11 protein-coding genes and 1 pseudogene are annotated in these 14,248 nt (G+C 48.1%); 7 read left to right on the top strand and 5 right to left on the bottom strand.

Features of this window, described 5'->3' with window-relative positions:
* Positions 1-125 precede the first annotated feature (125 nt).
* From WC592_05865 to rpmH, 5 genes and pseudogenes are all read right to left on the bottom strand, one after another.
* Positions 126-875 (bottom strand): annotated as a pseudogene (locus tag WC592_05865) (AAA family ATPase).
* Positions 876-1,035: 160 nt separating this feature from the next.
* Complete coding sequence (gene yidC / locus WC592_05860; GenBank protein MFA4981978.1) at positions 1,036-2,628, bottom strand: membrane protein insertase YidC; 1,593 nt, start codon at positions 2,626-2,628, stop codon at positions 1,036-1,038.
* Between the two features lie 112 nt (positions 2,629-2,740).
* Positions 2,741-2,947: a membrane protein insertion efficiency factor YidD gene (yidD, locus tag WC592_05855; GenBank protein ID MFA4981977.1), complete on the bottom strand. Its 207-nt coding sequence runs from the start codon at positions 2,945-2,947 to the stop codon at positions 2,741-2,743.
* The gene (rnpA, locus tag WC592_05850) at positions 2,944-3,303 is read right to left on the bottom strand and encodes a ribonuclease P protein component (protein ID MFA4981976.1); all 360 of its coding nucleotides are present in this window, start codon (positions 3,301-3,303) and stop codon (positions 2,944-2,946) included. The genes yidD and rnpA overlap by 4 nt, the downstream gene beginning before the upstream one ends.
* Entirely contained in the window at positions 3,300-3,437 is a 138-nt protein-coding gene (gene rpmH / locus WC592_05845) for a 50S ribosomal protein L34 (protein ID MFA4981975.1), read from the bottom strand. The genes rnpA and rpmH overlap by 4 nt, the downstream gene beginning before the upstream one ends.
* Positions 3,438-3,644: 207 nt before the next feature.
* Between rpmH and WC592_05840 the strand changes: the two genes are divergently transcribed.
* The 7 genes from WC592_05840 to WC592_05810 all read left to right on the top strand — a co-directional run bounded on the left by WC592_05840 (position 3,645) and on the right by WC592_05810 (position 13,978).
* Positions 3,645-3,896, top strand: coding sequence for a hypothetical protein (locus WC592_05840; GenBank protein MFA4981974.1), 252 nt, complete (start codon positions 3,645-3,647; stop codon positions 3,894-3,896).
* A gap of 96 nt (positions 3,897-3,992) precedes the next feature.
* On the top strand, positions 3,993-5,363 hold the full coding sequence (dnaA, locus tag WC592_05835) for a chromosomal replication initiator protein DnaA (GenBank protein MFA4981973.1): 1,371 nt from the start codon (positions 3,993-3,995) through the stop codon (positions 5,361-5,363).
* Positions 5,364-5,550: 187 nt separating this feature from the next.
* Entirely contained in the window at positions 5,551-6,648 is a 1,098-nt protein-coding gene (gene dnaN / locus WC592_05830; GenBank protein MFA4981972.1) for a DNA polymerase III subunit beta, read from the top strand.
* The gene (locus tag WC592_05825) at positions 6,645-6,980 is read left to right on the top strand and encodes a DUF721 domain-containing protein (protein MFA4981971.1); all 336 of its coding nucleotides are present in this window, start codon (positions 6,645-6,647) and stop codon (positions 6,978-6,980) included. Before dnaN ends, WC592_05825 begins: the two co-directional genes overlap by 4 nt.
* Positions 6,981-7,023: 43 nt before the next feature.
* A complete protein-coding gene (gyrB, locus tag WC592_05820) occupies positions 7,024-10,854 on the top strand; it encodes a DNA topoisomerase (ATP-hydrolyzing) subunit B (GenBank protein ID MFA4981970.1) in 3,831 nt (1,276 codons plus the stop codon).
* Between the two features lie 98 nt (positions 10,855-10,952).
* Complete coding sequence (gene gyrA, locus WC592_05815; protein MFA4981969.1) at positions 10,953-13,568, top strand: DNA gyrase subunit A; 2,616 nt, start codon at positions 10,953-10,955, stop codon at positions 13,566-13,568.
* Positions 13,569-13,642: 74 nt separating this feature from the next.
* Positions 13,643-13,978, top strand: a complete 336-nt coding sequence (locus WC592_05810; GenBank protein MFA4981968.1) for a GIY-YIG nuclease family protein — start codon at positions 13,643-13,645, stop codon at positions 13,976-13,978.
* Positions 13,979-14,248 lie beyond the last annotated feature (270 nt).

The following is a 14,248-nucleotide window of genomic DNA, read 5'->3' as shown; positions in this document are numbered from 1 at the left end:
ATTCAGCCATAGTGTCGGTTAAGTGCCTAGGCCTCAGGCCGAGGTCTTTAATTAATCTTCTCTAACATCTTGTCAGAATTAGAGTTACAAGAATTAATGTCTTTGTTTTCTGCTTTCTTTACACCTAACACTTCATTGGCAAATTCCTGATATCTTAATGCGCCGATTGAATTCTTATCATATAATGCGACTGGCTTACCAAAACCAGGCGCTTCAGTAAGCCGGATATTTCGTGGTATAATAGTGCTATAAACTTTATCTTTGAAGAATTTTCTTACCTCATCAATTACCTCATTTGTAAGCTTTGTCCGGAAATCGGCCATTGTGAGCAATACCCCTTCGACCTCGAGAGCTGAGTTTATATTATCCTTAACAAGATTTACAGTATTAACAAGCTGGCTTAAACCTTCTAGCGCATAATATTCGCATTGTATTGGGATCAATACTGAATTTGCGGCGGCGAGGGCATTTACAGTCAGGAGTCCGAGCGATGGTGGGCAATCTATTATAGTATAGTCAAAGTTTGCCATAAGCGATGCTATGGCTTTTTTAAGCCTGTATTCTCTACCCATGATACCGACTAGCTCGACCTCAGCGCCTGTGAGGCTTAAGGTCGATGGTATCAAGGAAAGGTTGTCGATTTGAGTGGCTAATATGGCGGTACGAGGATCTATCTCGTCGATTATTACATCGTAAATGCTGGACTTAATATTATGTTTATTGATGCCGAGTCCGCTCGTGGCATTGCCTTGAGGGTCTATGTCGATCAGGAGGATCTTTTTGCCGGAAAAGGCGAGATAGACAGAAAGGTTTATTGACGTTGTAGTCTTGCCAACGCCGCCTTTTTGATTACATATAGCTATTACTTTAGACATTAAAATTTGCGTGCAAATTTTATCCCGAAGTTGCGACAAATCGGAGCAACTGAGGGATTACCAATTTAAATCCCGCGACTCCGGGATGTTTCACGTACAACATTGTTCCACGTGGAACTATTGAATAAAATATACCCTACAAAACTGTATTTGTCAAGGGCTATGCCTTTTTCAATACCAGGGCTTGTTCCGATATCGTCATGACAGTGCTGACTATCCAGTATAGGACCAACCCTGACGGCATATTGTAGAAGAGGAACCCGAACATTATCGGCATGATGATCAGCATCATCTTCTGCTGCTGTTTCTGCTCTTCGGTCACTCCGGCTCCCGTAGATCTAGTCGACATCTTCTGCTGGAAGACCATTGCCGCCACCATGGCAAGAGGGAGGATGTTAATAGTATTGCCTATTATGGGCAATGTTATAGGGATCGGTATTGCCTCTGGGGACGAGAGATCCTTTATCCAGAGGAACGAAGAATTCCTAAGCTCTATCGATTTCATCAAAGCCTGATACAGAGCAAAGAATATTGGCATCTGGAGCAATAGGGGAAGGCAGCCGCTAAGAGGATTGATGCCGTATTTCTTATAGAGCTCCATTACCTCCTGGTTCAGTTTCTGAGGGTTCCCTTTATATTGCGCTTTCAGCTTTTCCATCTGCGGCTGGAGTTCCTGCATCTTCTGCATAGACTTGAAACTCTTGACCGTCAAAGGGAAGAGGACAATATTCAGCAATATCGCCAACAATATTATCGACACACCCCAATTCCGCACTATATTGTAACATAGTCTCATAGCGGTTATCAATATCTTGCTTATTCCTCCGAAGAATCCGTAGTCGATAGTCTCGTCGAGTTCATAGCCGAACTCTTTCAGGACCGGTATATTGCTTGGCCCTGCGTAGAGGAGATATCTGTTCTCCGCCGTAGCTCCGGGGGCAATGGCAGATATATCTGTCTCGACTCCGGTAACGAGCAGGCCGTCCCTGTTCAAATAATGGAACTGGTCTTTTGCCTGGCCAAGCGGTTTCACGATCAGAGAGAAGTATTTATTATGAAGCGCTATCCAGTTAACAGCCCCTGAGTTGGTTATCCGTTCATCGTTCCTTGGCCTTTTATAATTTACCTTCTTTTCATTGACCTTTGCGGTCGCGGCTATGACGGCTTTATCTTGTGCTTTCTCTTCGGTAAGGCCGGATCCGCCCACTATCTTGTAGCGAAACGGCTGCCGGCTGCTGGAAATGTTCTTTATAAAAACTTGTAACTCTATGCCATTCTTATTGTTACGTAAAATATACTTCTTTATTATCTTGAAGTCGCCTGCCGTTTTAGAATACACGACAGCCCCGTCTTCTCTCGCTACCGAATACTCCGACATATCAAGAGCTCCGGGGCTTGACGGTTCGCTTAAAGCAAAGATATACTCCTCCGGATTTTCTATATCCACTAGGTCGAGCGGTTTGTCGGTCCCCAGGTTCTTATATTCTTTCAGCCGAATTGCCTTTATCGAGCCGCCGACATTGCTGAACGTCATGATATATTTATCGGTCGACGCTTCCAGCAATTTTTCCTCGAATGAGGGTTTCGAAACGGGGTAGGGGGCGATCTCCGGCGCCTTTGTTTGTACAGGCGCGGCTATTTCTCCGACGGGCGCGACAGTTTCCCGCGCCTTCTTCTGTTTCACCACCATAGATTGGAAAGAAAGTATTATTACTATCGACAGCGCTATTGCAATGACAAGTCTCTTTTCCATGTTTCTCCCTTAAAATCGATTAGTTACCAGTTGCCAGTAACCAGAATGGAGCCAGACAACCGAGCTTTTTCAGATTTCTGGTTACTTCTTTTCTGGTTACTATTTTTTTGCTCTACACCGGATCATACCCGCCCTTCGAAAAAGGGTGGCATCGCAGTATCCGTTTCGCGGCTTTGAAAAGTCCGTAAAAAGCTCCGTGTTTTTCTATTGCCGATATAGCGTATTCAGAGCAGGAAGGATAAAATCTGCAGCATTGTAACTTGTATGGTGACAAGCAGTTACGATAAAATTTTAATAACAGAATCAGCGCTCTTTTCATGTCAAAAGGCCTGCCTCTTTTACCAATCTTAAAAAATGCTTCTTTATCTCTTTAAAGGTCAGGGAACTGCCAAAGTCCCTCTTGACGACGATGATCATGTCGAAGCCGCTCCGCAGATCTTTCTTATTCTTCCTGTAGATTTCCTTGAAAAACCGCCGGAGCCGGTTGCGTTTGGTGGCGAGTTTTACGTTCCTGGAGCTTATGGAAAATCCCAGCCTGTTCTTTTCCAGCGCGTTAGGCTGGCAGTACAAAATTATCCCGCCGGACTTGTGCGGGACGCCTCTCTTGTAGACCTTGCTGAAGTCCGCGGTCTTTAAAAGGTGCTCATCTTTCCCGAATTTCTCGTCGGAGATCATACCGTCAGTTTATGGCGGCCCTTCTGTCTCCTTCTTTTCAAAACGGCCCTGCCCCAGCGGTCCTTCATCCTCTTCCTGAACCCGTGTTTTCTCTTCCTCTTGAGATTAGATTTTGGTCTCAGATTATATTTCATTTAAAAGTCCTTTCGAATTTGTGTACAAATTCGATGCTGAGGCGGCGTTAAGCAATGCGCCCGACGGAAGCATTGTAGCTGCCGAAGCATCTAATTATGTCGTTAGATTATAACACAATTATTGCCGGCGTCAACAAAAAGATTGACCTTTACTTTTTACCGTGGTATAAGAGTTAATCGATTGATAATCAATACAGGTAGATTAAGATGGCTAAAATAATGATGTGGCAGGCGCCGCGTCTCCGCGCAACTGGCATGATTAAACACATAGGGACGGGCTATGCCAATTGCGAGAACGGTTCGGGCGACGCAGTCTTGTGCGGCGATGGATCTGCCGCCATAAGCCAGTGCGGCGTCGGCGTTAGCGCAAACTCCTGCGGTCTTGGGAACCTGGCTACAACTTGCGAAATAGGAAGCGGCGCCCTATCACAATGCATCGTTGGAGATGGCGGGGCGTAAACTTCTGATTTTTATTGTGCACAACCTGTGAATAACTCGAACAATTTGTGTTAAAACCCAAGCAAAAAGTCTGTGGATAACTAGGAAAGGGTGTTTGTGGCGGATTCGGGAACGTCTATCTGGTCAATAGCGCAGGAGATAATAAAGAAGGAACTTGCAAACGACCAGACTTTCAATATATGGTTCAGCCCCATAAGATTCGTCTCTATTACTCAAGACGCGATGGTCCTGGGCGTTCCGAACAAGTTCTTTAAAACCTGGCTGCTGGAACGCTATATGACGCTGATATCGTCTGCCGTACAAAAGGCGTCCGGCAGGGACCTCAACGTCGATTTCGTATTCACTGAAGCGGCCGTCGAAGAGGCCGTTGCCGCGAAGGCTGACGAACCAAAAAAAGAATCGAAGACCTTCTGGCCGTTCGCCCGCGTGAACCAGGGCCCGGCGAAAGAGATAGGCCTGAACCCCAAGTATACTTTTGACAGTTTTGTAGTGGGCGCCTCTAACAGGTTCGCGCACGCGGCGTCTATGGCGGTATCGGATTCTCCGGCGAAGGCATACAACCCACTTTTCATATACGGCGGCGTCGGGTTGGGTAAGACGCATCTCATGCACGCGATCGGACAGCGTTCCGTCCAGAAAAATCCGCGGGTCAAGATACTCTACATATCGAGCGAGGAGTTCACGAACCAACTGATCGGCGCGATCCAAAACAGGTCCACGCAGAAATTCAGGGAGAAGTACAGGAGTGTGGACGTGCTTCTTATCGACGATATACAATTCATCGCGGGGAAGGAGTCCACGCAGGAAGAGTTCTTCCATACCTTTAACGCGCTTTACGACGCGCACAAACAGATCGTAGTGTCGAGCGACCGCCCTCCGAAAGAGATACAATCTCTCGAGGAGAGGCTCATCTCCCGGTTTGAGTGGGGTCTCGTGACCGATATCCAGGCGCCGGATTTTGAGACGAGGATAGCTATACTAAAAAAGAAATCGGAGAAAGAGACGATCGCGCTCCCCGAGGACGTCTTCTATTTTTTGGGGGAGAAGGTCAAGACCAACATAAGGGAGTTGGAGGGAGCGCTCATCAGGGTAGTCGCATACGCTAAACTGGTGGAGAAGGATGTCTCGGTCGATCTTGTAAAAGAGGTCCTGAAGGACATGATAGCGGAAGGCGAGAAGAAGGTCTCTATAGAGATGATACAGAAGAAGGTCAGTGAGTACTTTGATATTAAATTATCCGACATGCGGGCCAAGAACAGGTCCAAGGCCATCGCTTACCCCAGGCAGATAGCTATGTATCTCGCGCGGCAGCTTACCGACTATTCCCTGCCGGAGATCGGGGAATATTTCGGAGGCAGGGACCATACTACGGTAATACACGCTTATGATAAGATAGAGAATGACCTTAAATCAAAAGAGGGGTTTAAGTCTCTTGTAGACCGGCTCGTCCAGAACATTAAGGCTTGAGGCGCAGCCGGTTTTTAGTTTTCTGTTGGCAGTGTTGATAAGTTTTTTCTGGTTGTGGATCTTTTATGGGCCGTAAATTGTTGTGTCTTATGCGGTTGTCTACTTACTGACATACCAACAGGCCCTGCTACTACTTTTACTATTTATTTTTATAAAAACAATAATAATAGAAGGGGGTATACTGGGGATGAAATTCAACACAACGAAAGATATTCTGTTAAAAGGCATACAGAGCGTGCAAACGGCTATAAACACAAAATCGAGCCTTCCTATATTATCCAACATACTGATAGAGGCAAAGGATGAGAATATTATAATGACGACAACAGACCTTGATATAGGTATAGTCTCAAAGATACCGGTAAAGCCCGCCATAACAGGCGCGATCACGGTGCCCGCTAAGAAGTTTTCTGATATAATAAAAGAGCTGCCGGATAACGAGAGTATATCGATATCCGTAAAAAAGAACAATGTGGTGAATATCGATTGCGGCAAAAACACATTCAAGGTGATGGGCCTTCCCAGGGAAGAGTTTCCGCAGCTGCCGGAATTGAAAGACAAGGATTCTATAAACCTGCCGCAGAAGAAGTTGAAGACGATGCTCAAGATGACGAGTTTCGCGATAAGCCGTGACGAGACAAGATATGTGCTTAACGGCGTCCTCTTTGTGGTGAAACCGTCGTTTATCAGGCTGGTAGCGACGGACGGCCGCAGGCTGGCCTCGATAGAGGAAAAGATGCAGCTCCCAAAATCGATGGAGCGGAAGTTTATAGTCCCGACAAAAGCTGTTAACGAGCTGGATAAGATACTGGGAGAAGACGGAGAGGTTAAGATCTTCTTTGGGGATAACCAGGTCTTCTTTGACGCGGGACAAACGAGGCTCGTTTCCAGGCTCATCGAGGGCGAATTCCCGAATTACGAGCAGGTTATACCGAAAGAAGCGAAGGAGAAGATAGTGGTGTCGAGGAGCGCGCTCCTGTCCGCCGTGAAGAGGGTGGCGCTCTTTACGAACCCGGACTCAATGGCCATCAAGGTAGAGTTAGGTAAGGATAAGATCATAGCGTCCAAGAACAGCCCGTACCTGGGGGAAGCGCGCGTCGAGGTCGACGCGGATTATAAAGGTAAGGAGTTGTCTGTGGGTTTTAATCCGGATTACCTCGCGGACCTCCTGAAGAACGTGGACCAGGAGATGATAAATTTCGAGCTTGTGGACGCTGAGAAACCCGGCGCGGTAAGGGTCGGGAGCGAATATGTGTACGTAGTTCTGCCGATGCAGTTGGGATGATGAGACGCGATAAAGACAAGACTCGGGAGGCCGGCAAGGACAAGAAGTCCATAGAGGATATTTTAAAGCGCGTCATAAAGACTCTGGGACCCGAGAAGCGTCTCAGCGAAGAAGATATAATTGAAATATGGAAAGAGGCTGTGGGAGAGGCGGGGGCCTCGCACTCGCGGCCGGTTTCGCTCAGGAAGTCGAACATGATAGTCAATGTGGACGGGTCGAGCTGGTTGTACGAACTTACCACGAAGAAGAGGGAGATCCTGAAGAAGCTCGAGGGAAGGTTGAAGGGGAAGAAGCTTAAAGATATACGGTTCAGGATAGGCGAGATTAAATAAGCTGTAAGTTGTAAGTTTTAAGCTGTAAGCTAAGAGGAGAGAGATGGCAAAGAAAAAGGCTATAGAAAAAGTTCAGGAACAAGATACGCAGGAAAAAGACAAAGCCGCGGCGGTAAAGAAGTATGACGCGACTACCATAACGGTCCTCGAAGGCGTCGACGCCGTAAGGAAGCGGCCGGCTATGTATATAGGCGACACGACCATGAGAGGCCTGCACCACCTCGTGTATGAGGTCGTCGACAATTCCATAGATGAATGTATGGCGGGCTTCGCGTCCAACATAGACGTGGTCATACATGCCGATAATTCGGTGTCGGTTACCGACGACGGACGCGGCATACCCGTCGACATACACAAGACCGAAGGCAAGCCGGCTGTCGAGGTAGTGCTCACGAAGCTGCATGCGGGCGGCAAGTTCGACCACAGGGTATATAAGGTGGCCGGGGGTTTGCACGGCGTCGGTGTAAGCGTCGTGAACGCGCTGTCTGAATGGCTCGAGATAGAGGTAAGGCGCGACGGCAAGATACACCACCAGGAATACGAGAAGGGCAGGACCGCATCGAAGCTGAAAGTTATAGGTACCGCGAAGAAGACGGGGACGCGCGTGACGTTCAAGGCCGACAAGGAGATATTCGGCGACAAGATAGTATACAGTTTCGACACGCTCGCCAACCGCTTAAGAGAGCTTGCCTTCCTTAACAGGGATATAAGGATCACCCTGAAGGACGAGAGGGTGAAAGAGAAGGAGATGGAGTTTAAGTTCTCCGGCGGCATAGTGTCATTCGTGGAATTTTTAAATAAGAATAAGAATGTGCTCCACAAGAAGGTCATATATTTCCAGAAAGAGAAAGATAAGATAATAGCGGAAGTGGCGATGCAGTATAACGACGGTTACGGCGAGAACATATTCACCTTCGCGAACAACATAAATACCATCGAGGGCGGCACCCACCTGACCGGGTTCAAATCCGCTTTAACGAGGACGATAAACCAGTATTGCAAAAATAAGAACCTCCTTAAGGAGTCGGACGCGGCCATATCAGGCGACGACGTGAGGGAAGGGCTGACCGTCGTCATCAGTACGAAAGTCCCCAACCCGCAGTTTGAAGGACAGACGAAGACGAAACTCGGCAACTCCGAGGTCGAAGGCATAGTTGAGTCGATAGTCAACGAGGCCCTCGGCGGATTCCTCGAAGAGAACCCGCCTATCGCGAACAAGATAATAGAGAAAGCTGTCCTGGCCGCGCGCGCGCGAGAGGCCGCAAGGAAGGCGCGCGAGCTCACCAGGCGGAAAGGCGCGCTGGAAGGCGCGTCGCTGCCCGGCAAGCTTGCCGATTGCCAGGAATCCGATCCTTCATTATGCGAGCTCTATTTTGTGGAAGGGGATAGCGCCGGAGGCTGTTTTGACGGAGACACAAAAGTTGCTCTGGCCGACGGAAGAAACCTGAGTTTTATAGAGCTTGCCAATGAATGGAAGCAAGGAAAAAAGAATTATTGTTACACGATTACAACTGCCGGCACGATGAGCGTAGAAGAAATAGCACACCCAAGGTGTACAAAAAGGAACGCCGAAGTTATAAATGTGATTTTGGATAACGATGAAAAAATAACCTGCACGCCAGGCCATCTTTTTATGACAAGAGACGGGTTCTATACCCAGGCAAAGGACCTTGCGCCAGGCGAATCTCTCATGCCGTTTACGACAAAACTATCTGCCATAGAAGGGAAGGTTACCATAAAAGGCTATCCTATGGTTTTTGATACGAAGAAAAACGCATGGGTATTTACCCATCTGCTATCGGATGCTTATAATATGGAGCACGGCGTTTATTGCGCATATGGAAGAGAGGATAAACATCATATTGATTTTAATAAGATGAATAATAATCCGGACAATATTATAAGAATGGGCAGAAAATACCATATGGCGCATCACAGGAAACACGCCAAGGCGACATTGCATACCAAAGAAGTCATAGAAAAATGCAATGAAACAAAGCGATCCCCAGAATACAGAAAGAAAATGTCGGCCCTTATGAAGCAATGCTCCAAGATGCTCAGCGAGAGAGCCAAAAAACAATGGCAAGATCCCGTGTATAAAAAATATATGCTGGAAAAATATATGGAGTTTTTCTACGCGGACAAGACTTTCAGAAAAAACATATTGCACATAATAAATGAGGCGCAAAAAAAATACTGGGCCGATCCCAAAAATAGAGAAAAGCAGTCCGAAAATACAAAAAGATATTTTGGGGGACATCCGGAGCATAGAAAAAGACATTCCGACAGTTCAAAAAAACAATGGGAGAATACCACCCTGTGGTTGTGGCGCAGGGAAAAAACGAAAGAACAATGGACGGGCGAGTTTAGGTTAAAAAGGAAAGAAGCTTATAATAAAACATATTTTAATCATAGTATGGCGTTGGCAAAAAAGCTTGTCGACGAGAACAGGGCTGTTTCTGAGTACGAAGAAGAGAGAAAAAAGTTGGCCCCGCAAAACAAAAACTTGCTGAAGTTCGGTACACTACTGGGAAGATTTTTTGATAATGACGTTTGCAGGTTTTGGGAAGCCGCCAGGAATTACAACCATAAAGTAAAGCGCGTCGAATGGCTTACCGAACAGAGGGACGTCTACGATATAGAGGTTCCAAACACCCATAATTTCGCGCTGTCGAGCGGCATTTTTGTCCACAACAGCGCGAAGCAAGGGCGCGACAGGCGGTTCCAGGCGATCCTGCCGTTAAAGGGCAAGATATTGAACGTCGAAAAAGCGAGGCTCGATAAGGCGTTGTCGAACGAAGAGATAAGGACGATGATAACCGCCATAGGCACCGGTATCGGAGAAGAGTTCAATATCGAAAAACTCCGTTACGGCAAGATAATACTTATGTGCGATGCCGATGTTGACGGTTCGCATATCAGGACGCTTCTCCTGACATTCTTTTACAGGCAGATGCAGGCGCTGATAGAGAAAGAGCATATTTATATTGCCCAGCCTCCTCTATACAAGATCAAGAGAGGCAAGAGAGAAGAGTATATACAGACTGAAGACGATTTCAATAATATGCTGCTTGAACTTGGTTCCGAAGGCATGGAAGTGACGCGCCAGAAAGATAAACACCAGTTTACGGATAAGCAGCTTAAGGCCATCTTGGATGCCCTGGTCGAGCTTGAAAACCTGTCGAACGCTGTAGAGAGACGTGGAGTGAGTTTCTCAAAATACATCAGTTTTAGGCATAAAAAGACCAAAAAACTACCACTTTATATGGTAAAAGTGGAGTACGAAGACCATTTTCTATATAATGACGATGAGTTGGCCAAGTATCTGGGCGAAGATAATGGCAATGGGCAAAAGAAGAAGGATAAAGAAGGAAAAGGGAAGTCTGCCCAGGAAGAAGCCCTGGAGGAAAAGACGCGGGGTGTGGAGCATGTTGAGTTCTATGAAGCCAGGGAGATCGAGAAGATAGTCGAGAGGATAGAGAAGCTCGGCGTTGACGTTGAAGATTACAGCGATGAGAGCGAAGCGGAGGCCGCTAAAAGGTCGTCCAGGAAGGACGTCAGGAAACCGAAATATGTGATAAAGAGGGAAAAGACCCGCGAAGAGTTCTTCAACCTGAAAGACATCCTGCGGTTCGTAATGACTGTGGGCAAAGAAGGCATGTCCATACAGCGTTACAAAGGTCTCGGAGAGATGAACCCCGAGCAGTTGTGGGATACGACCATGGATCCGGAAAAGCGCACGATCCTGAAGGTGATGCTCGAAGACGCCGTTGAAGCTGACGCCATGTTCACTGTTTTGATGGGTGAGGCCGTGGAGCCGCGCAGGGAATTTATAGAGAAGCACGCGCACGAAGTTAAGGTGCTGGATATTTAAGAGTAACCAGAAAAAAAGTAACCAGTAACCAGAAAAAGAAAAAAGCGGTGATTTGGCCGTTCTGGTTTCTGGTTACTAATAGATTCCGAGGGAGACAAATGTACACACGCAATGAGAAGATAATACCGGTATATATCGAAGAAGAGATGAAAGATTCCTATATCAATTACGCGATGAGCGTAATAGTCGGCCGCGCGCTTCCCGACGTAAGGGACGGGCTGAAACCCGCCCACAGGAGGGTCCTGTATGCTATGAAGGAATTGGGGTTGGAGCACAACAAGCCCTACAAGAAGAGCGCGAGGATCGTCGGAGACTGTCTCGGTAAATACCACCCGCATGGAGACAGCGCCGTATATGATACGCTCGTAAGGATGGCGCAGGAGTTTTCGCTTCGTTATCCGCTCGTCGACGGACAGGGCAACTTCGGGTCGGTCGACGGAGACACAGCCGCCAGCATGAGGTACACCGAGGCGCGCCTGGAGCACATCACCGATTGGATGCTCCTCGACATGGACAAAGATACCGTGGATTTTGTGCCGAACTTCGACGAGTCGCTGACGGAGCCGACGGTGCTGCCGTCGTGCCTGCCGAACCTCCTGGTGAACGGCTCGAGCGGTATAGCTGTAGGTATGGCGACGAACATACCGCCTCATAATTTAAGGGAGATAGCTGACGCGGTTATATTCGTCATAGACAATCCTGATTGCGAGGTAACGGATCTCCTGAAGAAGGTCAAGGGGCCGGATTTCCCGACGGGCGGTATCATCCGCGGCACTGAAGGGATAAAGAGCGCGTATAAGACCGGCAGGGGGCGGCTTAAGATAAACGCCAAGGCCTTCATAGAGGAACAGAAGAACGGCAAAGAAGCCATAATAATAAAAGAGATACCGTATCAGGTCAACAAGGCGAACCTCATCGAATCGATCGCGAATCTCGTTACGGACAAAAAGATAGAGGGCATCACGGATTTAAGGGACGAATCCGACAAGGACGGGATGCGCATCGTCATCGAACTCCGGCGCGGGACGAACGCCAATATCGTATTGAACCAGCTCTACAAACATACGCAGATGCAGGAGACCTTCGGCGTCATCATGCTCGCCCTCGTCGACGGAAGGCCCAGGGTGTTGAACCTCAAGGAAGTGCTCGACGAGTTCATAAAACACCGGAAAGAGGTCATAATAAGAAGGACGAAATTCGAACTGGCGAAAGCCCAGGACAGGGCGCATATACTCGAAGGGTTGAAGATAGCCCTTAAGAACCTCGATAAGATCATAAAGATAATAAAAGAATCGGACAGCCCCCACGCCGCAAAAGAAGAGCTGATGAAGAGGTTCGAGCTCTCCGACAAACAGGCCCAGGCGATCCTCGAGATGCAGCTCCAGCGGCTGACAGGCCTCGAGCGCGACAAGATAGAGAAGGAATACCTGGAGCTGATAAAGAAGATAGAACTATACAAGTCGATACTTGCCAGCGAGAAGAAGGTCCTCGAGATAGTCAAGGGCGAGACGAAAGAGCTCTCGGAGAAGTTCGGGGACGACAGGCGCACTGAAATAGCCCCGGAAGCGGAGGAGCTCGAAATTGAAGACCTCATAGCCGAAGAGGATGTCGTCGTGACTATAAGCCACACCGGCTACATAAAGAGGCTGCCCGTTTCAAGCTACCGCAAACAGCGGCGCGGAGGTAAGGGCATCACCGGGGCTGATATGAAAGAGGAGGATTTCATCGAGCACCTCTTTATAGCCTCGACCCACGACTATATGCTCTTCTTCACGAACAAAGGCATAGTCCATTGGCTTAAGGTGCACGAGATACCGGAAGCGGGCCGCTTGTCCAAAGGCAAGGCTATAATAAACCTGCTTCAGCTCTCGACCGGGGAGAATATCAGCACATTCGTTCCCGTCAGGGAATTCAAGGAAGGCCATTTCCTTATAATGGCCACGAGGGGCGGGCTTATCAAAAAGACGGCCCTTACGGCTTATTCGAACCCCAGGAAAGGCGGCATTATCGGGATAGGCCTCGAGAAAGACGATGAGCTGATCGAGGTCGAGTCGACGAACGGCGAAGACGAGATACTGCTGGCGACGCGCGAAGGGAAAGCTATCAGGTTCAAAGAGTCCCAGGTCCGCGAGATGGGACGCGCCGCCAAAGGAGTCAGGGGGATAAACCTCGGGAAGAAAGACGCGTGTATAGCGCTTGCGGTGGTAAGGCCGGACCAGACCGTCCTGACGGTGACGGGCCAGGGCTTCGGGAAGAGGACCTCGTTCAAAGAATACAGGTTGCAATCTCGAGGCGGCAAAGGTATTATAAATATAAAAGTGACGGGAAAAAACGGCGAGGCGGTCGGGTTAAAGATCGTTTCGGATAGGGATGAGATTATGCTAATTACCGAAAAAGGCATGATAGTCCGATCTCCGATAAAGGATATCCGCTCTACCGGCCGTTCTACTCAGGGTGTCAGATTGATGAAGATAGAGGCGGGAGATAAGCTCTCGTCTGTCGCGAAGATAGTGCCGGAGGATGAGGACGAGGTGGCCGCGAAAGAAGTCGTTAAGACGCCGTCCGCGCCTCAGAAGAGCGTCGAGCCTCAGGCCAAGGAAGAGCCGAAAGAAGAAGTAAAGGCTGAAGAAAAAAAAGAGGCGAAGCCGGCAGAAGATAAGAAGGCGAAAACCGCATCTAAAGAGAAACCAAAAAAGATCAAAAGAAAAAAGTAATTCGCGTCCCCATCGTCCCCCGCCCCGGGTAAGGCAATTGGCGGGGTAGTCTGGTCCAGGGCATATTGACAGATATGTATTATATCTATATAATTTATAGTCCCAAATGCCAAAAATATTATATAGGTAGCACTGGTAACGTAACAAAGAGACTAGCAGGGCATAACCAAAATAAAACATGCTCGACGAAGAACAGAGGCCCTTGGGAGCTTGTTCACAAAGAAGATTTTGATATAAAAACAGCTGCTCTGAAACGCGAGAAGCAGATAAAAAGCTACAAAGGCGGTAGGCTCTTTAAAAAGTTAATGGTATCGTCCCCATCGTCCCCCGCCTGGAGTAATGCAGGGGGGCGGGGCCCCGCCCCGGGTAAGGCAATTGGCGGGGTAGTCTGGTCTAGGACATCACCCTGAACCAGAACGTTAAGGCGGTTAAATTACGGGACGTTCGGTTCAGGGTGCCATGAACCGAATCGACAATAGAAAGACTGCCTTAGGATTCTGGTTCATGGCAGATTTATATTAAACAAAAAGTTAATGGTATCGTCCCCATCGTCTAGTCTGGTCTAGGACATCACCCTGAACCAGAACGTTAAGGCGGTTAAATTACGGGACGTTCGGTTCAGGGTGCCATGAACCGAATCGACAATAGAAAGACTGCCTTAGGATTCTGGTTCATGGCAG

This window comes from Candidatus Omnitrophota bacterium (genome assembly GCA_041648975.1).
Taxonomy (GTDB): domain Bacteria; phylum Omnitrophota; class Gorgyraeia; order 2-01-FULL-45-10; family 2-01-FULL-45-10; genus JAQUSE01.
This window is presented reverse-complemented; position numbering and strand designations above follow the sequence as displayed.